At 66.0% G+C, this 23,027-nt stretch carries 22 protein-coding genes; 8 read left to right on the top strand and 14 right to left on the bottom strand.

Annotated elements, in window-relative coordinates:
- The first annotated feature begins 18 nt into the window (after positions 1-18).
- A complete protein-coding gene (locus tag DEU38_RS28375; protein WP_174908216.1) occupies positions 19-192 on the top strand; it encodes a hypothetical protein in 174 nt (57 codons plus the stop codon).
- 31 nt (positions 193-223) lie between these two features.
- Positions 224-1,753 (top strand): trehalose-6-phosphate synthase, encoded by a 1,530-nt coding sequence (locus DEU38_RS09880; protein WP_114720535.1) that lies wholly within the window; start codon positions 224-226, stop codon positions 1,751-1,753.
- A gap of 73 nt (positions 1,754-1,826) precedes the next feature.
- Here the strand turns inward: DEU38_RS09880 and DEU38_RS09875 are convergent, their stop codons facing one another.
- The 12 genes from DEU38_RS09875 to DEU38_RS09820 all read right to left on the bottom strand — a co-directional run bounded on the left by DEU38_RS09875 (position 1,827) and on the right by DEU38_RS09820 (position 13,871).
- Positions 1,827-2,363, bottom strand: coding sequence for a h domain protein (locus tag DEU38_RS09875; protein ID WP_181818726.1), 537 nt, complete (start codon positions 2,361-2,363; stop codon positions 1,827-1,829).
- A 32-nt stretch (positions 2,364-2,395) separates the two neighbouring features.
- Positions 2,396-3,187 (bottom strand): hypothetical protein, encoded by a 792-nt coding sequence (locus DEU38_RS09870; protein ID WP_147283493.1) that lies wholly within the window; start codon positions 3,185-3,187, stop codon positions 2,396-2,398.
- The gene (locus DEU38_RS09865; protein WP_114720531.1) at positions 3,154-4,566 is read right to left on the bottom strand and encodes an MCE family protein; all 1,413 of its coding nucleotides are present in this window, start codon (positions 4,564-4,566) and stop codon (positions 3,154-3,156) included. Before DEU38_RS09865 ends, DEU38_RS09870 begins: the two co-directional genes overlap by 34 nt.
- Positions 4,563-5,786 carry an MCE family protein gene (locus tag DEU38_RS09860; protein WP_114720529.1) on the bottom strand — a complete coding sequence of 408 codons (1,224 nt, stop codon included), beginning with the start codon at positions 5,784-5,786 and terminating at the stop codon, positions 4,563-4,565. Before DEU38_RS09860 ends, DEU38_RS09865 begins: the two co-directional genes overlap by 4 nt.
- Positions 5,783-7,087, bottom strand: a complete 1,305-nt coding sequence (locus DEU38_RS09855; protein WP_114720527.1) for an MCE family protein — start codon at positions 7,085-7,087, stop codon at positions 5,783-5,785. Before DEU38_RS09855 ends, DEU38_RS09860 begins: the two co-directional genes overlap by 4 nt.
- Entirely contained in the window at positions 7,084-8,136 is a 1,053-nt protein-coding gene (locus DEU38_RS09850; protein ID WP_114720525.1) for an MCE family protein, read from the bottom strand. The genes DEU38_RS09855 and DEU38_RS09850 overlap by 4 nt, the downstream gene beginning before the upstream one ends.
- Positions 8,123-9,157, bottom strand: coding sequence for an MCE family protein (locus DEU38_RS09845; RefSeq protein ID WP_114720523.1), 1,035 nt, complete (start codon positions 9,155-9,157; stop codon positions 8,123-8,125). The genes DEU38_RS09850 and DEU38_RS09845 overlap by 14 nt, the downstream gene beginning before the upstream one ends.
- Positions 9,157-10,338 (bottom strand): MCE family protein, encoded by a 1,182-nt coding sequence (locus DEU38_RS09840; RefSeq protein WP_114720521.1) that lies wholly within the window; start codon positions 10,336-10,338, stop codon positions 9,157-9,159. Before DEU38_RS09840 ends, DEU38_RS09845 begins: the two co-directional genes overlap by 1 nt.
- Positions 10,339-10,346: 8 nt before the next feature.
- Complete coding sequence (locus DEU38_RS09835) at positions 10,347-11,198, bottom strand: ABC transporter permease (RefSeq protein WP_114720519.1); 852 nt, start codon at positions 11,196-11,198, stop codon at positions 10,347-10,349.
- A 20-nt stretch (positions 11,199-11,218) separates the two neighbouring features.
- On the bottom strand, positions 11,219-11,983 hold the full coding sequence (locus tag DEU38_RS09830; RefSeq protein WP_114720517.1) for an ABC transporter permease: 765 nt from the start codon (positions 11,981-11,983) through the stop codon (positions 11,219-11,221).
- A gap of 669 nt (positions 11,984-12,652) precedes the next feature.
- On the bottom strand, positions 12,653-13,564 hold the full coding sequence (locus DEU38_RS09825) for a 3-oxoacyl-ACP reductase (protein WP_114720515.1): 912 nt from the start codon (positions 13,562-13,564) through the stop codon (positions 12,653-12,655).
- Between the two features lie 118 nt (positions 13,565-13,682).
- Complete coding sequence (locus tag DEU38_RS09820; protein WP_114720967.1) at positions 13,683-13,871, bottom strand: ferredoxin; 189 nt, start codon at positions 13,869-13,871, stop codon at positions 13,683-13,685.
- A 276-nt stretch (positions 13,872-14,147) separates the two neighbouring features.
- Here DEU38_RS09820 and DEU38_RS09815 point away from each other — a divergent pair, with 276 nt between their 5' ends.
- The 3 genes from DEU38_RS09815 (at position 14,148) to DEU38_RS09805 (ending at position 18,196) form a co-directional block, all read left to right on the top strand.
- Entirely contained in the window at positions 14,148-15,329 is a 1,182-nt protein-coding gene (locus DEU38_RS09815) for an acyl-CoA dehydrogenase family protein (protein ID WP_114720513.1), read from the top strand.
- A 14-nt stretch (positions 15,330-15,343) separates the two neighbouring features.
- Positions 15,344-16,465 (top strand): acyl-CoA dehydrogenase family protein, encoded by a 1,122-nt coding sequence (locus DEU38_RS09810; RefSeq protein ID WP_114720511.1) that lies wholly within the window; start codon positions 15,344-15,346, stop codon positions 16,463-16,465.
- 99 nt (positions 16,466-16,564) lie between these two features.
- Positions 16,565-18,196 carry a long-chain-fatty-acid--CoA ligase gene (locus tag DEU38_RS09805; RefSeq protein ID WP_114720509.1) on the top strand — a complete coding sequence of 544 codons (1,632 nt, stop codon included), beginning with the start codon at positions 16,565-16,567 and terminating at the stop codon, positions 18,194-18,196.
- Positions 18,197-18,267: 71 nt separating this feature from the next.
- Here the strand turns inward: DEU38_RS09805 and DEU38_RS09800 are convergent, their stop codons facing one another.
- Positions 18,268-19,380 carry a nitronate monooxygenase family protein gene (locus DEU38_RS09800; RefSeq protein ID WP_114720507.1) on the bottom strand — a complete coding sequence of 371 codons (1,113 nt, stop codon included), beginning with the start codon at positions 19,378-19,380 and terminating at the stop codon, positions 18,268-18,270.
- Positions 19,380-21,029, bottom strand: coding sequence for an acyl-CoA synthetase (locus DEU38_RS09795; protein ID WP_114720505.1), 1,650 nt, complete (start codon positions 21,027-21,029; stop codon positions 19,380-19,382). The genes DEU38_RS09800 and DEU38_RS09795 overlap by 1 nt, the downstream gene beginning before the upstream one ends.
- A 79-nt stretch (positions 21,030-21,108) precedes the next feature.
- Here DEU38_RS09795 and DEU38_RS09790 point away from each other — a divergent pair, with 79 nt between their 5' ends.
- The 3 genes from DEU38_RS09790 to DEU38_RS09780 all read left to right on the top strand — a co-directional run.
- Complete coding sequence (locus DEU38_RS09790) at positions 21,109-21,930, top strand: crotonase/enoyl-CoA hydratase family protein (protein ID WP_114720503.1); 822 nt, start codon at positions 21,109-21,111, stop codon at positions 21,928-21,930.
- Between the two features lie 159 nt (positions 21,931-22,089).
- The gene (locus tag DEU38_RS09785; RefSeq protein ID WP_114720501.1) at positions 22,090-22,713 is read left to right on the top strand and encodes a TetR/AcrR family transcriptional regulator; all 624 of its coding nucleotides are present in this window, start codon (positions 22,090-22,092) and stop codon (positions 22,711-22,713) included.
- 208 nt (positions 22,714-22,921) lie between these two features.
- On the top strand, positions 22,922-23,027 hold a 106-nt coding region (locus DEU38_RS09780), incomplete at its 3' end, for an SDR family NAD(P)-dependent oxidoreductase (RefSeq protein WP_114720499.1).

The raw sequence follows: 23,027 nt of genomic DNA, 5'->3' as shown, positions 1-23,027 counted from the left end.
CAAGCCGGAAGGAACAAGATGGCCGCGAAGACGACCGCCGAGAACGAGATCGCGGACGAGGACCTCGAGCCCGTAGCCGACGAGACCGCCCGGCAGGCCCAGCGCGTCGTCGCTGCGTATGCCACGGACGCCGACGAGTGCCGCATGCTGCTCTCGATGCTCGGCATCGGACCTGCCGCGAAGCTCGACTGACGAACGACGACTGAGAAAGAGTAGGAAATCCGTGGCTGAGCTCTCGGAATTATCGAACAGTTCCGAGGGCGCTGCGGGCGCCGACTCCGATGACGCGGAGCGCGGAGGATCCGACTTCGTCGTCGTCGCAAACCGTCTGCCGGTCGATCTCGAGAAGCTGCCGGACGGCACCACGCGCTGGAAGCGCAGCCCCGGCGGTCTCGTCACGGCCCTCGAGCCGATCCTGCGCAACAACAAGGGCGCCTGGGTGGGCTGGCCGGGCGTCCCCGACGTGGACCTCGAGCCCATCGTCGAGGACGGCCTCGACCTGTACCCCGTGCGGCTGAGCTCGCAGGAGGTCGCGGACTACTACGAGGGCTTCTCCAACGCCACCCTGTGGCCGCTGTACCACGACGTCATCGTCAAGCCGGAGTACCGGCGTGAATGGTGGAACGCCTACGTGGAGGTGAACCGGCGCTTCGCCGAGGCCACGTCCGAGGCGGCCGCCGAGGGTGCCACCGTCTGGATCCAGGACTATCAGCTGCAGCTGGTGCCGAAGATGCTGCGGATGCTGCGCCCCGATCTGACCATCGGCTTCTTCCTGCACATCCCGTTCCCGCCGGTCGAGCTGTTCATGCAGATGCCGTGGCGGCGCGAGATCGTCGAGGGACTGCTCGGTGCCGACCTCATCGGCTTCCATCTGCCCGGCGGCGCACAGAACTTCATGTTCCTCGCGCGCCGTCTCGCCGGCCAGCAGACCTCGCGCGGCACGGTCGGTGTGCGGTCCAAGCTCGGCGTCGTCCAGGTCGGATTCCGCACCGTGCGGGTGGGCGCCTTCCCGATCTCCATCGACTCCGGCAAGCTCGACGAGCTGTCCCGGCGCAAGTCGATTCGCGACCGCGCCAAGCAGATTCGCAAGGAACTCGGCAACCCCAAGCACATCATGCTCGGCGTGGACCGCCTCGACTACACCAAGGGCATCGACGTCCGACTCGACGCGTTGTACGAGCTGCTCAACGAGGGCCGGGTCGATCCGGCCGACACCGTCATGGTGCAGCTCGCCACCCCCAGCCGGGAGCGTGTGGAGAGCTACGTCCAGATGCGTGGTGCGATCGAGCAGACCGTCAGCCGCATCAACGGCGAGTACGCCGAGGTGGGCCGCCCGGTGGTGCACTACATCCACCGGCCCATCGGCCGCGACGAGCTGATCGCGTTCTTCGTCGCCGCCGACGTCATGCTCGTGACGCCGCTGCGTGACGGCATGAACCTCGTCGCCAAGGAGTACGTCGCGTGCCGCAGCGACCTCGGCGGCGCCCTACTGCTCAGCGAATTCACCGGCGCCGCAGCCGAACTCCGCCAGGCCTTCCTGTGCAACCCCCACGACCTCGACGACGTCAAGGACAAGATGGAGGAAGCACTGAACCAGAACCGGGAGGACGGGCGACGCCACATGCGCGCCCTGCGCCGCCAGGTTCTCGCGCACGACGTCGACCGCTGGGCCCGCTCGTTCCTCGACGCACTCAGCCGGCAGGGCGTCGCCGGGGCGGCTCTGCTGCCCGCGGACGGCGAGTACACCGAATAGGACTGCCACCGAACGACAATGGGCTCCCGCGCTGTGCGGGAGCCCATTGTCGTTCGGTCGTTCGGTTCGATCGCTACACCGGCGCGAGTCGCCCTGTCAGCCAGCGATCGCCGTCCTTGTGCATCTCCATCCGCACCCGGCTGCCGGTGGTGGCGGCGTCCGGCATGTCCTCACTGGTTGTGATCTGGTTGACGTACAGCAGCACCACCGCGTCGTCAGGGCTCGCCGATTCGATCGCCCCCGCCTGCACTGTGGCTTCGACGGTGATCTTCTTCTCCTTGGCGCCCGGCGCGATCGTTTCCTTCACCAACTTGTCGTAGTCGGCCTTGAAGTCACCGGTGAGACCGTCACCGGCGGCAGCCAACTGCTGGTCGACGTCGTTGAAGTTGTAGGACAGCATCGCCGTAGCCTGAGCCGTTGCCGCCTGGACCGCGTCGGTCCTGGCTTGTTCGGTGGCGCGATCCTGCAGGTAGCCCCAGCCCAGAAACCCGACGCCCACCAGCAGGGCTGCAACCACCACGCCGGCGACGGCCACGAGCGCCATCGGCAACGAGGACTTCACGGACTCGGACGCGAGCTCGGTCGGCGGCAAACCTGTGTCGGTGCTCATACCAGCGCCCTCGTTCTCAACACTCTTGTCGGTCACGGCACGAACTCCACTTTCGAAGCGGTCAACGTCCCGTCGTTGTCGGTCACCGTGACTCGCATCCGGAAGTCACGCGTACCGTTCTGCGCTCCGTCGGGGGTAGTCACATCGGCGCGCGCGGACACGAGAACCTTTGCGGTGTCCTCGCTGTCGCTCTCGATTCCGGACGCGACGATCCGGCCCACCGTGGTCACGCCGGCTTCCTTCACGATGCTGACGAACGGGTCCTCGCGGCCATCGAACTCGGACTTGAACTCGCCGCTCGCCCCCGCCAGGATCTTCTCGACATCTTCCTTGGCAGTCTCCGGCTTGATCGTCGTGAGATTGAGGACCGTCTGCTGAGCGGTTCCCATGAAGGCTTCTCGCCGGGCGTCACGATCATTGGCGGCCATCCGCTCGAACACCAACCACCCACCGACCCCGAGAAGCGCCACGATCACCAAGCCCACAGCGATCATGGCCGCCAGCGCCCCGCGGCTCCGACCGGGGTCGGTCGAGGCGGCCGGGTTCCGATCGTCCGACGCAGCCTCCCCCGCCGGACCCGAGAGGTTTGCTGCCTCGGTGTCCGCGGAGGATTCCGTCGCCGAGGCGTCCACGACCGGCGTCCGGGCCTTCTCCAACGTGATAATGCCTGTGGGGCTGGTACCCGAGTCGGCAGACTGTACGTTCTTCACCGACTGTGCGCCGTCGCCGTTCGCCGGTCCCGCACTGCGACTGGCACGCCGACGTGTCGGCCGCTTGTACTCGTCGGGTGTCAGCCCTGCTGACGTGTCATCATCGTCTGCCACGTCGTGTCCTCTCTCGGTGTTCCTCCCGCAAGCCCCGGCTGCGAGTACAGCAGGCCGTCGGGCCCGACGTACTTGCCCGTCGTCGGGTCGTAGGGGCGCGCTGTGGCAGGCACATTCGCGCTCCCGACGCTCGCCGGAGCCGTCGTGTACGAGGGTACAGACGGATCCTGCGGCGGCCCACTGGGCGGGTTGTTGCCCAGCGGAACGTATCCACCTGCGCTACGGCACTCCTCGGGCGAAGCGGCCCGCTTGCCCGGGACCTCCATGCACGGGTAGTTGCGCGCACCGCGAACTGTGGTCGGGTCGTCCTGCGCCACCTTGCAGAAGAGGTCCGACGGCGTGGGAGGAGTCGTCCTCTCGTTCGGTGCACGCCACTGGTCGGCCGGGAGGAAGCCCGTGGTGCACGGCGGCGGATCGTTCACCTGCAGCGCGAAGTTCACGATCGCTCCGTCGTCGATCGGTCCCTTCATCGCGATGGTCAGCAACGAAGACACCAGCGGCGGATAGATCACGAGCACCTGCTCGATGCTCTTGTGGTAGATCGTGGAGACCTCGCCGACACTCACCAGATTGGCGAGTAGCAGCGGCAGGGTCGGCTTCAACTCCTGGAACAGGGCGTTGGCCTCGTTCGCCGCGTTCGGCGTCTGCGCCAGCACGCTGCGGATCTGAGGATCGCTGGCGCGCAACTGGTTCGAGAATGTCACCAGGTCCTGGGTCCACGCCCGAATCGCGTCGCTCGTGACCACCTGCGTGTCGAGCAAGCCCTCGGCCTGTTCGATCAGCGTCTTGGTGGCGTCCGAGTTGGCGTTGGCCTCTTGGACGAACAGTCGCGCCGAGTCGATGAGTCGCTGCAGATCCGGACCGGCGCCGTTGAACGCCTTGAACGACTCGTCGACCACGGTGCGCAACTGTGTGTTCGAGATGCTCTGGACGAGTGTGTTCGCCTGGTCGAGCATCGCGCCGACGTCCTGCGGAATGCTCGTGCGGCCCACGGGAATCACGTCCCCGTCGGTAAGGTACGGCTCCGAATCTGTGCGCGGAATCAGGTCGACGTACTGCTCACCGACCGCGGACACGCTCTTGACCGCCGCGTCGAGGTCCGCGGGGATGTCGTAGCTGCTGCTGATCGACAGCTTCGCGTCCACACCGTCCTCGGTGAGCACTACGTCCTCGACCTTGCCGATATTGGTGCCGCGGAACGCGACATTGGCGTTGACGTACAGCCCACCACTCGAGGGCAGTTGCACGGTCACCCGGTTCTGCCCGATGCCGAACAGCGCGGGCAGTTGCACGTACTGGGTGGCCATCACGACCAGACCGATGACGGTCAGGATCGAGAAGATCACCAACTGAATGCGGACGAACCTCGAGAGCATCATGGCGTCGGCGCTCCTAGTTGCGGAAGGCCAGGAATCTGCAGCGACGGAATATCGTTCGCCGTCGCAGGTTTGGGCTTGGGCTGGATCAGATCAGGCTTCTTCGGCTCGGGGATCTTGAGCGGATCGTTGGTCTGGCCGGCCGTGCCCGCCAACGTCCCGAGCGCGCCCTCGACACCTGCGAGTGTCGAACCGAGACCCGTCTGGTCGATGAAGTTGCTGGTCAGGCGCTCGTTGGTCAGATCGATCATCATGTTGAGGTTCGCGTAGTCGCCCTGGAACACCTGATCCATGTACTTCATCGTGAACGGGAAGGTCAGCATCAGCGACAGCACCTCGGTCAGGTTGTTACCCGTGCCGGCGAGCTGCTCCAGAAGCGGTGACAGCGAAGCAAGATTCGCCTTCAGATCGTCGCCACTCGCGTTGATCACGCGCGTCGCGGTCTCGCTGAAGTTACCCAGTGCCACGAGCGCGTTCGTCAGGTTCTGACGCTGCGCCACCAGCACCTCGAGGGCAGGGGGAATCCCGTCCAGAGCGCGGTTCAGCGTGTCGGTCTGCTGGTTCACCGTGCCGGCCAGTCGATCGATCCCCTCCATGGCGGAGATGATCTGGGTGCGCTGGTCGTCGAGACTGCCCACAAGCTGATCGAGTTGCGGTAGGAGGTCCCTGATCGAATCCTCGCGCCCGCCGAGGGCCGCGTTGAGTTCCCGGGTGATGTCGTTGATCTGCGCCAGGCCACCGCCATTGAGCACGACCGACAGGGACGACAGCGTCTGCTCCGTCGTGGGGTATGCGCCCGCTCGCTCGAGCGGGATGACGTCCCCGTCCTTCAAGGTTCCCTGCGGGGCGATGCCCACCGGGGGCGCCAACTCGAGGTGCTGCGAACCGAGCAGGCTGGTCTGCCCGATCTTCGCCGTCGTGTTGGCCGGCAACTGCACGTCCTTGTTGAGCGACACCGTGACGAGGGCGTGCCAGTCCTGTACCTCTATGCCGGTGACCGCGCCGACCGTGACGTCGTTCACCCGAACCGGTGAGTTCTGCGACATGGTCGTCACGTTCGGCATCTGGACCTGAACGGTGTACGAGTCGTCTCCTCGGCCTTCGGTGCCCGGCAACGGAACCGAGTTGAGACCGTTCCACTCGCAGCCTGTCACGGCCATGGTGAGGGTGAGGGCGATGGCCGACGTGGCCAGCACTCGGGTTCGCTTGCGGTTCCGGGTCATCGCCCACCTCCCGGATTGAGCAGTTCGCCGAGGTCCTTGGGCACCTGGACCGACGGCATAGTGAAGAGCGGCGCAATCTCGGAGGATGACGGTCCGGACGGCGCCCGCGCCGGCACCTGGCCGGCGAGACTCGGCGGGCTGAACTCGATCTGCTCCGGCAGAGCACCCTGGGAATCCGCAACACGCGTCAGGATCGCCGGGTAGTTCGTCGTGATCGAGTTGAGCACCGGGCCGAGGAACTGAGCGCAAAGATCTGCCGATCGATCCGAATCGTTGGTTTCGAGCCCCGCGATGAGGCCACAGACCATGTTGATCGGGTTCCTTGCGTTGCTCGCGGCCAGAACACCGTTCACTGATCCCTGTTTGGGGGTGTAGATGTCCTTGAAGTTCGCCAGCGCGTTCGGTGCGACATGCAGAACCTGCTCGAGCTGCGGGCGCTTCTCGACGAGCACCGAGGTCGCGTCCGCCAACCGGCCGACCTGCTCGGTGAGTGAGGCGCGGTTCTCGGTGACGAAGCGGTTCACGTCGCCGATCGCGACGTCGAGATCCTGCAGCGCCGTACCGAGTTCGTCACTGGTGTCGGCCAGCAGCGACGACACGGACTGCAGGCGTCCGCCGAACTGCACGATCTGCTGGTTGCTCGACGAGAGTGCCGACACGAACACCTGCAGGTTGCGGATGGTCGCGAACAGATCGGTTCGCCCGTCGGACAGGGTCTTCATCGTGTCGGACAGCTCGCGCAGCGTGCTGCGCAGTGCGTCACCGTTGCCGTCGAGATTGTCCCCGACGGTGTCGATGAAGTTACCGAGCGAGCCCTGATCGGCGCCGCCCTGTGGACCGAGGGCGTCCGACAGCTTCGTCAGCTCCGTCTTGATCTCGTCCCACTCCACCGGAACAGCGGTGCGCTCCATCGGAATCTCGGCACCGTCTGCCAGCGCCTCTCCCCCGGTGTACACCGGGGTGAGCTGCACGAACCGCGCAGCGACGAGGCTGGGCGCGATGATGACCGCCTTGGCGTCGGCCGGGATGTCCACCGAGCGATCGATGTTCATGACGACCGTCGCGCCGGTTCCGTTGGGGTCGATGCTCTCGATCGAGCCCACCTTCACACCTAGCACTCGAACGTCGTCGCCGGCGTACAAGCCTGTGGTGGAGGGGAACTGCGCCGTGATGGTGGTCTTTCCGAGCCCGGGGAACAGGTAGATCACCCCGGCCACGAGAACGGCAACCACGACGACGGCAGCGCCGCCGATCGTCAGCCACTTCTTCCTCGTACTTGTCTGCTGCTGTTGGTCGCTCATCGGTTCGGGTCCTTGAGCTCGGTCGTCAATGGCGGGAGCTGGGCGAGGTCCTGCGGCACATGCTCGGGCCACAACAGTTGATCGACCGCAGTCTGCGTGAGCGCGCTGACGCTGAAGTTCGCGACATACGCCATGAAGAACGGGCCACTGCCGACAGCCTCGCCCAGCGAACGCGCGTACGGCGCCAGCCCCTCGAGCGCCTGGCCGATGTTGTCCTTGTTGTTCTGCAGGTTCGCGACGACCGCGTTGAGCTTGTCGAGCGTCGGCTTCATCTGCTGCTCGTTGTCCTGAACCAGACCGGTGAGCTGCTGCGAGACCGACGAGACATTCGTGATCAGCTCACTGATCGCGTTGCGACGACGGTCGAGTTCGCCGAGCAACTGGTTGCCGTCGAGGATCAGCGTGTTGATCTGGTCGCTGCGGTCCGCGAGGATCTTCGTCACGCCCTCGGCCCGGCCCAGCAGGTCCTTCAGGGACTCGTCTCGCGAGTTGATGCTCTGGGACAGGCGAGTGACGCCGTCGAGCGCGGCGCGCAATTCGGGCGGGGTGTCGGAGAGCGTCTCCGACACCGCGTTGAGCGACTCGTTGAGCTGGTTCGTGTCGAGATCCGAGACGGTCGAGGTGAGGTCCCCGAGCGCATCGTTGAGCGAGTACGGAGAGTTGGTGCGCTCCAACGGAATGGTGCTGCCGACCTTCATGACGTCCTCGCCCTCGGAGGTCACTTGAAGCGACTTGCGTCCGAGGATCGTGTTGGTCTTGATGTCAGCGCCCGAACTGCCGCCGAGGCGAATACCCTCGTTCATCGAGAAGGCGACCCGCACTTCGGCACCGTCGAGTTCGATATTCTCCACCTTGCCGACGTTGACGCCGGCGAGGGTCACGAAGTCGCCGGGCATAAGCCCGCCCGCGTCCTCGAACAGCGCCTCGTAGCGCACGTTGCCGAACAGGAACGGCAGTCTGTCGTACTGCAGTCCAGCCAGCACCAGGCACGCCGATACAGCGACACCGATGATGCCGATGCGCGTGAGATTCCGCTCACCCTTGGCCATCGAATGCACACCTCCCCGTCGTCTGAAGCGGTGTGGTCGGCAGGTTCACCCGCAGTTCCTTCCCGTCGGGCCCGGAGAACTTGAACGCTACTTCGCACGTATAGAACTGGAAGAACGCGCCGTATGAACCCGTGCGGATCAGCTTCCGGTACGCCTCAGGCAACCGCTCGAGCACCCAGTTGATGTCGTCCTGGCCGTTCTGCAGGTTCGTCGCGAGATCGCTCGCGTGGGCGATCGTCGACTGCAGATCCGGACGCGCTCCTTGGAGCAGCTGCGCGAGATCGTCGGTCGCCGTAGCGATCTTCGGGATCGCGGCGCCGATCGGGTCCTTGTCCTGCGCCAAGCCGCTCACCAATTGCTGGAGCTGGTCGATCGTCGACGAGAACTGGTCACCCTTGTCGTTGATGGTCGTCAACGTGGTGTTCAGGTTCGTGATGACGTCACCGATCAGCTTGTCCCGGTCGGCGAGCGTGGACGTGAACGAACTGGTGTTGCCGAGCAACGACACCAGCGTGCCGCCCTGTCCCTGAAGGACGTGCAGCAGCGCGCCACTCAGATCGTTGACCTGCTCGGCGCTGAGTCCCCGGAGCAGCGGCTTGAAGCCACCCAGCAGCAGGTCGAGGTCGAGGGCCGGCGCTGTCTGCGACTCCGGGATGGTCCCGCCCGTGTCGAGCGGCGCCGTCGAGCCCTCGCCCTCGAGCAGTTCGAGGTACCGGTCACCGACGAGGTTCTCGTAGCGGACCGTGGCCCGGGTGCTCTGCACCAGAGGGTATTTCGCATCGACGTCGAACGTCACCTTGGCGAGGTTGTCGGAGTTCACCTCGACGCCCTTGACCGTGCCCACGGGGACACCCGCGATCCGCACCTTCTCCCCGGACTTGAGACCGGACGCGTTGGTGAACACCGCACGGTAGCCGTCGGTGCTGCTGAATCGGGCCTGACTGAACACGATTGCCAAACCGGCGAAGATCAGCACCATGACAGTGGTGAACGCGAGGAACTTGACTGTGGTCGCGCGCATCAGTTCCGACCCTCCGCAACCGGGGTTCCTCCGTAGAGCATCTGGAACAGAGTGGGCATGCTGATGGTGCTCTTCGTCGACGGCATGTACGGGGTGTTCGCGTTGTCCGTCACGACGAACGGCGCGTTGCCGTCACGCTTTGGATCGAAGTCGGGCAGGCCCCAGCAGCTCGGACCACCGGTGGCGTTGACCTTCGGCAGATCCCGCGGGTACGTGTACGGCTCGAGGCCAGCCAGGAAGCTCGAACTCATCGCGAAGCCTGCCTGGCCGCCGCCCTCGATCTGCTCGGCCATCGGGCGGGCCTTGTTGAGGCCGACAATGAGGCACGAGATGGCGGGCGAGTAGCCCGACAGCAGGGCCGTGGTCGGCTCCAGCAGGTCGAGTGCCCGAGTCAGGTTCGCCTCGTTGTCGGTGAGCAACTGGTTGCCGTTGTTCGCCAGCGCCACCGCGTTCTCCAGCGTCATTCGCAGGTTCTCCCGCTCCTCGACGATGCTGCCGCTGGTCGCGGTCAGATTGCCGAGCAATGTCATCAGGTCCGGTGTGACGTCGGCGTACGTGTTGGTCACGGTGGCCGCCGCGTTGAGGTCCTGCTTCAGCTGCGGCAGAGTCGGATTCATCTTCTTCAGGTACGCATCCGTCTCGCCCAACAGCTCTCCCAGCTCGTTACCGCGTCCGTTGAGCGCCGACGAGATGGCACCGAGCGTCGCGTTGAGCTTCTCCGGCTCGATCTGCTGCAGCAGCGTCGACAGGTTCTGGAACAGCGTGTTGAACTCGACGGTGACGCTCTCGGCGCCGATCACCGAGCCCGGCTGAAGGGACTTGGGCGACGGATCGCTCGGAGTAACGAAGTTGACGTACTTGGCGCCGAACACCGTGGTCGACTTGATCTCGACGGGAGAGTTCGCGGGAATGAGGTGCAGCTGCGACGGATCCATGTCGAGCTTGATCCGGGCCTGGCCGTCGACCTCGTCGATTGAAGCCACCCGACCGACTTCGACACCACGGAGTTTGACCTTGGCATCGGGTTCCATGACCAGGCCTGAGCGTGAGGCTGTCACCGTGACCGGTTCGCTCTTCGTGAATCCACCGACGAACATCGTCAGCGCCACCACGACGATCGCCACGAGGCCGAGCACCATCACGGCCGCAGCGAGTTTCGTCTTCCACCTTGCTTCGGGCATCGTCCCCCCTATCCCGAGAGGTTGAAGTTGCCGGACTGGCCGTAGATGGCCAGCGAGATCAGCAGGGTCACGGTCACGACGGCGATGAGCGAGGCGCGGACCGCGTTACCGACCGCGACACCGACACCGACGGGACCGCCGCTTGCGTTGAAGCCGTAGTAGGTGTGGATCAACATCACGGCCACGCCCATCACGATCGCCTGCACGAACGACCACAGGATGTCTGTCGGTATGAGGAACGTCGAGAAGTAGTGGTCGTAGACGCCGCCCGACTGCCCGTTGAACACAACGGTCGCGAACCGGCTCGCGACGAACGACGCGATCACGGCGAGCGAATACAGCGGGACGATCGCGATGATGCCGGCCATCACACGTGTCGACACCAGGTACGGAACCGACGGAATGGCCATCGATTCGAGCGCGTCGATCTCCTCCGAGACGCGCATGGCACCGAGCTGCGCGGTGGAGCCGGCGCCGATGGTGGCGGCCAGGCCGATGCCCGCGATGACCGGAGCAGCGATGCGCACGTTGATGAACGCGGAGAAGAAGCCGGTGAGGGCCTCGACGCCGATGTTCCCGAGCGAACTGAAGCCCTGGACGGCAATCACACCGCCTGTGAACAGCGTCAGGAAGCCGACGATGACGACGGTGCCGCCAATGACGGCGAGCGCGCCTGTACCCATGCCGATCTCGGCGATCAGGCGGATTACTTCCCTCCGATAGTGCACCAGCGCGCGCGGCGCCCCCACGAGCGCGCGCCAGAAGAACAGCGCCTGCTCGCCAACCTTGTCCACCGACCGCGACGTTCTTGCGATCCGCCGCCGAGTGCGGACGAAACGCCCCGATGCCACCAGAGCCATCTACTTCACCCCCCTGTCACTCATCCGGACGTCAGCTTGATACCGATGGCGGTGATGAGCACGTTGACCACGAACAGCGCCATGAACGAGAACACGACGGTCTGGTTGACGGCGTCGCCGACGCTCTTGGCGCCGCCCCGGACATTCATCCCGAGATACGCGGCCATGAGACCGGCGATCATTCCGAACAGACCGGCCTTGAGCATCGAGATCATCAACTCGCCGAAGCCGGTGAGGAGGGTGATGCCGTTGACGAAGGCACCCGGATTGACGTCCTGCACGTACACGGAGAAGAGGAAACCGCCGAGGATACCGATGGTGCAGACCAGGCCGTTGAGCAGGAGCGCAACCGCGGTGGAGGCCAGCACTCGCGGCACCACCAGTCGGTGGATCGGATTGATGCCGAGCACGCGCATCGCGTCGATCTCTTCGCGGATGGTTCTCGCTGCGAGGTCCGCGCAGATCGCGGTCGCGCCGGCACCGGCAACGATGAGCACCGTGACGATCGGGCCGACCTGCGTGACCGCGCCGAGGGCCGCACCCGCGCCGCTGAGGTCGGCCGCACCGATCTCCCTCAGCAGGATGTTGATCGTGAAGCTCACCAGCACCGTGAACGGGATCGCGACAAGCACGGTCGGAATCATCGACACGCGGGCGACGAACCATGCCTGATCGATGAACTCCCGCCGTTGAAACGGACGCGAAAAGACGGCCTTGAGCGTGTCCGCCGACATCGCGAAGAATCCGCCGGCCGCTCTCAGGGGTACTTCGAGGAGGTCGACCACTCTTCCTCCTCACCAGTACTCGTAACTCGTCGTTGTCGATCGCGTGTGCGCCGATCGCTTCCGCGACGCAACACATCCCCCAGAGCGCCCGAACAGCACAAACGCCCTGTGATCCAGGTCATATTAACTAGAACGTGTTCACCTGTCAAAGGTCCACCGTGTCCGAGTCTCAGAATTCCACTCGCGGGACCCGAAACCCCGACGCGCGCCACGCCCCGAAGCGGCGACACCGGACGTTGCACACGGCCGGCCGGGACGCCGAGCGGCTGAACGCCCGGAACGTCGATCCACCCCATAAACGAGCCTGAACAGCGCCTTCGCCGCGGCCGTGAAGGAGACGCCATGGCCGTCCGGCGCCACGATCCGACGTCCCGAAATAGCCCGGATCGACAACCCACTCCGATCGCCGCGCTCATCCAGAACCGCAATCAACCCCATCCCCGAGCGCCCCGGACCGGCAGGAGCCGACAGAAAAACTGGAACGCGTTCTAGACACCAGTACAGCGTTCTGCGGCGGCATGCCCCCGAAGTACTACTCCCCCGACGCACCGACTCACGTCGCGCGCGTCCGCCCCATCTTCGTCCGCATTCGTCCTGCATGTATCGAAAATCCCGCAATCTCCCGTTACAGGGGAGATTGCGGGACACGGTTGCGAGGAGCGGCCTCGATCAGCCGAGACCCTTCAGCGCCTCGGATGCGGAGAACATGCGTTCGGGATCGCGATCGTCGAAGTACGCGCCCATCTCGTTCGCGAGATCGGCAGGCGTCCACTGCGCCGCCGCGTCGAACCGCTGTTCCACGACGGGGGCCGCCATCAGCGCGACCATGGGGCCGTAGACGACGAATACCTGACCGTTGACCTTGTCCGCCGCCGGCGACGCCAGGTACGACACGAGCGCGGCAACATGCTCGGGCGACAGCGGATCGATCTCGCCCTCGGGAGCGTCACCGAAGACGGACTCCGTCATCGACGTCCGGGCACGGGGGCAGATGGCATTGGCGCGCACACCGTACCGGGACAGGCCACGCGCTGCCGACAGCGTCAGCGCCGTGATTCCGGCCTTCGCGGCGCCGTAGTTCGGCTGTCCGGCCGGGCCGAGTAGTCCGGCCTCGGATGACGTGTTGATCAGCCGGCCGTAGACGGGCGCACCGGCCGCCTTCGACTGGTCCCGCCAGAACGTGGCGGCGTTGCGGGAAAGAAGGAAGTGTCCACGCAGGTGGACCTTGAGGACGAGGTCCCATTCCTCGTCGGACATACCGAACAGCATGCGGTCGCGGACGATGCCCGCGTTGTTGACGACGATGTCGACGCCGCCGAGGCCCTGCGCCGCGGCCATGAGCGCGTCCGCAGTGGACCGCTCGCCGACGTCACCGGCGACGAACTCGACTTTTCCACCGAGAGTGCGGATTTCGTCCAGCGTGGACTCGACCGCGTCGTTGATACCGAGATCGTTGACGACGACCGCCGCCCCGGACTGTGCCAGGCCGATCGCCTCGGCCCGGCCGAGGCCGGAACCCGAGCCGGTCACGATTGCGACCTTGCCCTCCAGGCTGACCTCGCGACTGTTGACTGCACTCATGAACGCGCTCCCGTACCCGTGACGTCGACCGGCCTCGTGCCGATCGGTGCCTCGTCGCTGCGGCTGCCGGCGACGCGGCCAATGTAGAACGTGTTCTACATTGGCCGCAAGGCTCGGTCTAGTGTTCGGTCAGTGCAGCGCGCGGGCACTGCGCGATCGCGGAACGAACGTCGGCTTCCCTGTCGGCCGGGGGCACGGGTGCCGAGATGATCAACTCCTCGTCGTCATCCAGATCGAAGATGTCGGGAGCGATTCCGACGCACACGCCGTTCGCCTCGCAGCGATCCCTGTCGACCCTGACCTCCATGACCATTCCTCTTTTCACATTCGTTCGAAAGACTCGCGGAAAGCGCGTTGCACCGGGCTGCGGTCCAACGACTTCGGTCATAAGACTAGAACCTGTTTCACTGCTGTGCAATGATTCGGACAACCATCCTCGACGCGGCTGCTGCACGGCTCCGCCTCGGTGACGGACAGCCCGCCGCACGGCCTCGAACACCACAGCCGTGGCCCGCGATCTTTCCAGAAACCGTGCCGAATCCCGCGATTCCGCGCCGACGATAGCCTGGATTGGAGAAACCAAGTGGATATCACCTACACCGCGGAGCAGCAGAAGCTGCGCGAGGAATTGCGAAGCTACTTCGCGAAATTGATGACTCCGGAACGTCGCGAAGCACTGATGGCGACCACCGGCGAGTACGGCGCAGGAAACGTCTACCGCGAGGTCGTCCAGCAGATGGGCCAGGACGGGTGGCTCACCCTCGGCTGGCCCAAGGAGTACGGCGGCCAGGAGCGGTCCGCGATGGATCAGCTGATCTTCGTCGACGAGGCCGCGATTGCGGGTGCGCCGGTGCCGTTCCTGACGATCAATTCGGTCGCGCCGACGATCATGCATTTCGGTACGCCCGAACAGAAGGCGTTCTTCCTGCCCAAGATCTCCGCGGGTGAACTGCACTTCGCGATCGGCTACTCCGAGCCTGGCGCCGGCACCGATCTCGCGTCGCTGCGCACGTCCGCGGTCAAGGACGGCGACGACTACGTCATCAACGGCCAGAAGATGTGGACGAGCCTCATCCAGTACGCCGACTACGTCTGGCTCGCGTGCCGCACGGATCCGGCCGCGAAGAAGCATCGCGGCATCAGCATGCTGATCGTGCCGACCACCGCAGAGGGATTCTCGTACACGCCGGTCCACACGATGGCCGGGCCCGACACCAGCGCAACCTACTACCAGGACGTCCGCGTGCCGCAGAGCTCGCTGGTCGGCGAGGAGCACGGCGGCTGGAAGCTCGTCACCAACCAGCTCAACCACGAGCGCGTCGCGCTCACGTCGGCCGGCGTGATCATGACCGCGCTGCAGGAAGTGCGCGAGTGGGCACAGAACACCAAGCTGGCCGACGGCCGCCGGGTGATCGACCAGGAATGGGTCCAGATCAATCTGGCTCGGGTGCACGCCAAGACCGAGTACCTCAAGCTCATGAACTGGGAGATCGCGTCGGCCACCGACCACGCTCCCGGCCCCGAGGCCGCGTCCGCCAACAAGGTGTACGGCACCGAGTTCGCCACCGAGGCGTACCGACTGCTGATGGAGATCATGGGCCCGTCCGCCACCATCCGGCAGAACTCGCCCGGCGCCGTCCTGCGCGGCCGGCTCGAGCGGTGGCACCGCTCGGCACTGATCCTCACCTTCGGCGGCGGCACCAACGAGGTCCAGCGCGACATCATCGCCATGACCGCCCTCGGCCAGCCCCACGCCAAGCGATAAGCAAGGACCACACCATGGACTTCTCTCTCACCGAGGCCCAGCAGGACCTGGCCGGTCTCACCAAGGGCATCGTCTCCGACATCGTCACCAACGAGCACCTGCGCGAACTCGACTCCGCGGAGGACCGGTTCGACCGCAAGCTGTGGGACGCGCTCGCGTCGTCCGGCGTGCTCGGCGCAGCACTGCCCGAGTCGGTCGGCGGCGACGACTTCGGCATTCTCGAGCAGTGCAGCATCCTCATCGAACTCGGTCGCGGCGTCGCGCCGGTGCCGTACCTGTCGTCGATCGTGATGGGCGCCGGCGCGATCGCCGAATTCGGTTCTGATGCCCAGCGTGCCGAATGGGGTGCACCCGCGGCCGCAGGATCGAAGATCATCGCCGTCGGGCTCGCCGAGGAGCTCAACGACAACCCCGCGGCGCCGGTCACCCGGGCGAAGCAGACGGCGAACGGGTGGACGCTGAGCGGCACCAAGATCGTCGTCGACGCGGCACCGATCGCGGACCTGATCCTCGTGCCGGCCGCCACCGAGAGCGGCACCGTGCTGCTGCTGGTCCAGCCGGGCGACGCGGGTGTCACGATCACGCGCCAGCAGACGACGGACTTCGGCTGCACCGGCATCGTCGAGCTGTCCGACGTCCAGCTGGACGCCGACCGCGTGCTCGGCACCGTCGAGCAGGGCGGCGAGATCGTCGAGTGGATCCTCGACCGCGGCGCAGTGGGCTCGAGTGCCTTCCAGTTCGGCGTCCTCGACCAGGGGCTCAAGATCACTGCCGACTACGCGCGCGAACGCGTCCAGTTCGATCGGCCCATCGGCAGCTTCCAGGCCGTCGCGCAGCGACTCGCCGACGGGTACATCGATGTCAAGGGTGTGCGGTTGACCCTGTGGCAGGCCGCTTTCCGTCTCGCGGAGGGACTGCCGACGGAGGGCGAGATCGAGATCGCGAAGTTCTGGGCCGCGGATGCGGGCCATCGCGTCGCCCACTCCGTCGTGCACATCCACGGCGGCGTCGGTCTCGACGAGGACCATCCGGCGCACCGATACTTCCTGGCCGCGAAGCGCCAGGAGTTCCTGCTCGGCTCCGCGACCGATCAGCTCCGCCGCCTCGGCGCCGTCCTGGCCACGACTCCAGCGTAAGCACCACGGACACAAGCGGTCCGAAACGAACGACTCGGATCGGTCCCACACAGTGAAATCGGGAAACATGACGGGCGTCACAATCGTCATGATGTGGGAATGACAGCGACTCCCACGGTGGCGGACCTGCTCGCGCAGGTCCGCCACATCGATACGCACGGAATCCGATTCGAAGATGCGTACATTCCGTGGACGGACCACGTCCACGGAATGTACGACCGTGCATCCGCTTTGAACCACCTCCTCGATCCGGCGCGACCGCGGCATTTCGGTGTCCTCATGGACAACGTCCCCGAGTTCTCCTCCCTGCTCGGTGCCGCCGCGTTCTCCGGTGCCGTTCTCGCCGGCCTCAACACCACCCGGCGCGGTGAGGCCCTGGCCCGCGACATCGCACTGTCGGACTGCCAGATCGTGTTCACCGAGAACACCCAGGCCCACCTTCTCGACGACATCGACCTCGGCGATGTCCGGGTGATCAACGTGGACTCCCCGGACTGGGCGGAGATCCTGTCCCCCTTCGCGGGCAGCCCCGCAATCCCGCCCACGGCCGCGCCCGACGACCTGTTGATGCTCATCTTCACGTCGGGTACGAGTGGCGATCCGAAAGCCGTGCGGTGCACGCACGCCAAGATCGCCGATCCCGGAGTGATGCTCGCGGACCGGTTCGGCCTGTCCAGCGACGACGTCGTCTACATGTCGATGCCGATGTTCCACTCCAACGCGATGATGGCCGCGTGGGCCGTCGCCCTGCGGGGACGGTCCGGTATCGCGATGCGACGAAAGTTCTCCGCGTCCGGCTTCCTGCCGGATGTGCGCCGCTACGGCGTCACGTACGCCAACTACGTCGGCAAGCCGCTGTCGTTCATCGTGGCGACCCCGGAGCACTCCGACGACGCCGACAACACGCTGAAGATCATGTACGGCAACGAGGGTTCCGCGCCGGTGGTCAGGGAGTTCTCGCGTCGCTTCGGGGCGCGCGTGATCGACGGCTTCGGCAGCACCGAGGGCGGCGTGTCGATCTCGGCGCACCCCGACTCCCCGGCGGGCGCCCTCGGGCTCCTCCCGGACAACGTGGAGATCCGCCACCCGGACACCGGCGCCGTCTGCCCGCCTGCAGAATTCGACGCCTCCGGCCGCCTCGTGAACGCCGAGGAGTCGACGGGCGAGATGGTCAACGTTTCCGGCGCGGGCGCGTTCGCCGGCTACTACAAGAATCCCGAGGCGGACGCCGAGCGCCTGCGCGACGGCATGTATTGGAGCGGCGACCTCGCCTACCGCGACGCCGACGGCTTCGTCTACTTCGCCGGACGCAGCTCCGGTTGGCTCCGGGTGGACGGCGAGAACCTGGGCGCCGCGCCGATCGAACGGATCCTGGTGCGCTATCCCGGCTTCGCGCAGGTGTCGGTGTACGCGGTACCGGATCGGGAGGTCGGCGACCGCGTGATGGCCGCCGTCATCCCCACCGCGGATGCGGCAGACTTCGATCCGGTCGCCTTCGCCGAGTTCCTGGACGGGCAGCCCGATCTGGGGCCCAAGCAGCGCCCGACCCTGCTGCGGGTGTGCAGCGAGTTCCCGCGCACCGCAACGTTCAAGGTCGTCACCCGCACGCTCAGCGCGGAGCGCTGGCACTGCCCCGAGCCCGTGTGGATCCGTGAGCGCGGCCAGGACGAATTCGCACTCCTCACACCGGAGCTCGCGCTCACGTTGGAGCGTCAGACCGCAGACGCCTAGCTCCGACGAAGAACTGGAGCCCGGAACGACTTTCGTCGTTCCGGGCTCCAGTTCTTCTGTGACCGCGAAGGCTACTTCAGACTGTCGAGCCTGGCCACCGTCGACTCGAAGCCCTCGACGAGTTCGGCCATGATCTCGGCGACGGGGCGGATCTCGTTCATCCGGCCCACGATCTGTCCGACCGGCATGGCCACGACCTCGGGGTCGTCACCCGCCGAGATGCGCTGGTGTGCCTCGCTGACGAGGATGTTCTGCAGCGGCATCGGCAGCGGATCGGGGGCGTCGGGCTTGGCCCACGCCTCGGTCCACTTGGTCTTGAGCAGCCGGGCCGGCTTGCCGGAGTAGATCCGCGAGCGGACCGTGTCGGCCGACGTGGCACCGAGCAGGGCACGCTGGATCGACGACGGACCGTCGGCGGCACTGCCGAGCTTGTACTCCGACGTGGTGAGCCAGTACGACCCCATCCACACACCGGACGCACCGAGCGCGAGCGCGGCGGCGATCTGACGGCCGCTGCCGATGCCGCCCGCCGCCAGGACGGCGGCGGAGTCGCCGACGGCGTCGACGATCTCGGGGACGAGCACCATCGAGGCGATCTCACCGGTGTGGCCGCCGGCCTCGTAGCCCTGCGCGATGACGATGTCGACACCGTTCTCGACGTGGCTGCGCGCGTGCCCGACGGCCCCGGCGAGGGCCGCGACCGGCACGCCCTTCTCGTGAGCGAGGTCGATGACGTCCTTCGGCGGCGAGCCGAGAGCGTTGGCGATCAACGCGATCCGGTGATTGAGTGCCACATCGACATGCGAGCGTGCCACCGAGTGCAGCCAGCCGAGCGTTCCCGTCGCGCGCTCGACATCGTCCGACAGCGGCGGGACCCCGAGCTCCTCGAGAGTCCGGTTGACGAATGCGCGGTGCTCGGCCGGGATCAGCTTGTCCAGGTCGACCGCCGCGCCCTCGGTGGGGACCTTGGCCGGCATTACGATGTCGACGCCGTACGGCTTTCCGTCGGTGTTCTCGTCCATCCAGGTGAGGGTGGCCTCGAGCTCTTCCGGATCGTTGAACCGGACGCAACCGAGGACACCGAGTCCACCGGCCCGCGAGATTGCTGCTGCCACATGCTCGGACGGCGTGAAACCGAAGATCGGGTACTGGATGCCGAACTTCTCGGCGAGATCGGTGTGCATCAAGCGTCCTTGCCGTTGGTGTAGTGATCGTCGGCGTCGCGCGACTGGGTCTCCGCGGTGGCCCACTTGTAGTCCGGCTTGCCGGCCGGCGAGCGCTTGATCTCGTCGACGAGCCACAGGCTGCGCGGCACCTTGTAGCCGGCGATCTCCTTGCGGGCTGCCTCGACGATATCGTTCAGGCTCGGGTTGGTTCCGGGGCGCGGTGCGACGACGGCCGCGACACGGTTGCCCCAGCGCTCGTCGGGCACACCGACGACCAGGACGTCGAAGACGTCGGGATGCGTCTTGACGGCGCCCTCGACCTCCTCAGGGTAGATCTTCTCGCCGCCACTGTTGATCGAGACCGATCCGCGGCCGAGCATCGTGACGGTGCCGTCCTCCTCGACCGTGGCGTAGTCGCCCGGAATCGAGTAGCGAATTCCGTTGAGGACCTTGAACGTCGCCTTGGTCTTCTCCTCGTCCTTGTAGTAGCCGAGGGGAATGTGGCCGCTGCGGGCGAGCATGCCGACCTGGCCGGAACCGGGCACGACCGGGATGCCGTCGTCGTCGATGACGACGGTGGCCGCGTCGATCTTCACGCGCGGGCCACCGGTGTGCTCGAAGCCCTTGGTGATGGTCGCAAGGCCGCCGAATCCGGTCTCCGAGGAGCCGATCGAGTCGGTGAGCAGACGGTTCGGGAGCAGGTCGAGGAACTGCTCCTTGAGCGCGGGCGAGAACAGGGCCGCGCTGCTGGCGATCACGTACAGCGACGAAAGGTCGTACGGCTCACCGGTCTCCGGGTTGCCGGCAATGAGCGCGTCGATCATGGGACGCGCCATCGCGTCGCCCGTGATGAAGATGAGGTTGATCTTGTGACGGTCGATGACCTGCCACACCTCGTGGCCGTCGAACTCCGGGTGCATGACGAGCGTGCCGCCACCGAACAGGCTGTGGAACACCGCCGACTGCGAACCGCCGTGGATCATCGGGGGAATCGGGAAGCGGACCATCGCGGGGTGCGCGGCACCGAGCTTCGCCAGCTCCCACTCGTCCTGCAGGTACTCACCGGTGACGAAGTTGACACCGCCGCCGAGCACCCGCCACCAGTCCTCGTGCCGCCACATGACGCCCTTGGGCATGCCGGTGGTGCCGCCGGTGTAGAGGATGAAGATGTCGTCGGGGCTGCGCTCACCGAAGTTGCGCTCGGGCGAACCCTGGGACAGCGCCTTCTCGAATTCGACGCCGCCGTACGACGAGTAGTCGAGATCCGTGCCGTCCTCGACGACGATTGCCGTCTTGACGAGAGGGGTCTCGGGCAGGACGCCCGCGACCTTGTCGCTGTAGCGGCGCTCGTGGATGAGCGCGACCATGTCCGAGTTCTCGAAGATATACTGCAACTCGTTCTCGACGTACCGGTAGTTGACGTTGACCATGATGGCGCGGGCCTTGAAGATGGCAACCATCGACACGATGGCCTCGATGGTGTTCCGGCTGTAGATGCCTACCTTGTCGCCGGGCGCGACGCCCTGATCCCGCAGGTAGTTGGCCAGACGGTTGGCCTTCTCCTCCAGTTGCGCGAACGTCAGCTCACGGTCGGCGTCCACGAGGGCGAGGCGGTCCGGGTTGAGGTCGATCGAGTGTTCTACGAGATCTGCGATATTAATGGCCACGTCAACAAAGTAGAACGTGTTACTGTCGGTGACAAGACCCAATTTGAGACTCAACTCACACACATAGCGGGAGCCCTCAGTGTCCACCGAAACTACGGAAAACACAGACGTTTCGGCGAAATCGCCCCACTGCCTCATCGAGAAGCGTGGCCACGTCATGATCGTGACGATGAACCGCCCCGAGGCCCGGAACGCGCTCTCGGGCGAGATGATGGCGATCATGACCGACGCCTGGGACCGGATCGACTCCGATCCCGACATTCGCGTCGCGATCCTCACCGGCGCCGGTGGCACGTTCTGCGCCGGAATGGACCTCAAGGAGATGAACCGCAACGCCCCGGGCGACAAGTTCGGCGCCGGGATGGACGTGACGCGGTTGCCGGCACTGCTGAAGGGCCGCCGCCTCACCAAGCCGCTCATCGCCGCGGTCGAGGGCCCGGCCATCGCCGGCGGCACCGAGATCCTGCAGGGCACCGACATCCGCGTCGCCGGCGAGAGCGCGCGGTTCGGCGTCTCCGAGGCGCGACTCGGACTGTTCCCGCTCGGCGGATCCGCGGTCCGACTGGTGCGCCAGATCCCGTACACCGTCGCCGCGGAGATCCTGCTGACCGGCCGGACGATTCCCGCCCCCGAGGCCAAGGAACTCGGCCTCATCGGCCATGTCGTCCCCGACGGCACGGCCCTCGACAAGGCACTCGAGATCGCCGAGCAGATCGCCGCCAACGGCCCCATCGCGGTGCAGGCGATCCTGAAGACCATCCGGGTCACCGAGGGCATGCACGAGGAGGAGGCGTTCGCGCTCGAGGCCCAGATCGGCATGGCGGTCTTCAAGAGCGACGATGCCAAGGAGGGCCCGCGCTCCTTCGCAGAGAAGCGCTCCCCCAACTTCACCGGCAAGTAAGCGGTCACCGCTCGAGCGGAGGGTCCCTTCACACACGCTGTCAGCGCGTGAAGGGACCCTTCCGCTTCCGCGGGGCGCTCAGGGCGGGGCGCCCCGGGACACCCGCACCGTGCGTATTCTCGACGAGCATTGACCGACGATCGACAGGTGAGACCGTAGATGGGCACAACAGCTGGTGACGCACCTCAGCCTCAGTGGCAGCGCCTCGAGCCGCTGGAGCTCACGCCGATCCTGTCAGCGGCGCTCGATGCCTTCTACGAGAAGGGCTTCCACGGCGCATCCGTGCGCGAGATCGCCCGCCGGGTCGGGGTCACGGTGCCGGCGCTGTACTACCACTACGAGAGCAAGGAAGGCCTGCTCGTCGCCCTTACCGAGCTGTCCACCAGGGACGTGCTGACACGCGCACACGCCGCGGACGACGCCGGCGAGGACGACCCCGCCCGACGGCTCGAGAACGTGGTGTCCGCAATCGTGCTGCGGATGACCGATCGGGCGCGACTGGCGGCCGTCGAGGGCGAGGCGCGCTACCTGAGCCCCGAGGCCTACGAGCGCTACCGGACCGTCCGCAAGGGCATCGAGAACCTTGTACTGGGAATCGTCCGGGACGGAAACCGCGCGGACGCTTTCGACGTCGAGGACCCGGCCGAGACGACCCGGGCCATCCTTGGCATGTGCCAGGCGATTCCCCGCTGGTACCACACCGAGGGCAAACTGGGACCCCAGGCCGTGGCCGCCAAGTACGCGGCGATCGCGTCGAAGATGGTCGGGGCCGAACAGCACTGACCCACACGTTGACCTCCCTCGGCCCCCGTGGTACTAACACTTAGCGATCGATAAGTAAGATTGTTGGGAAAGGGACCCGCCACTCGTCATTCACCTCGAAGCGGCAGGCGAGCGGTACGGTCTGCAGACCATCCGCGAAGGCGCGGGAACGGCCAACGCGCCATCATCGAACGACCCTGAAGCACAAGAACATCCGGAAGGAACCCACATGATCGTCAACGACAGCGTCGCCCTCGTCACCGGCGGCGCCTCGGGCCTCGGCCTCGCCACCGCCAAGGCCCTGCTCGCCGACGGCGCCAGCGTCGTCATCCTCG

It is taken from the genome of Rhodococcus sp. AG1013 (assembly GCF_003350365.1).
Classification (GTDB): domain Bacteria; phylum Actinomycetota; class Actinomycetes; order Mycobacteriales; family Mycobacteriaceae; genus Prescottella.
This window is presented reverse-complemented; position numbering and strand designations above follow the sequence as displayed.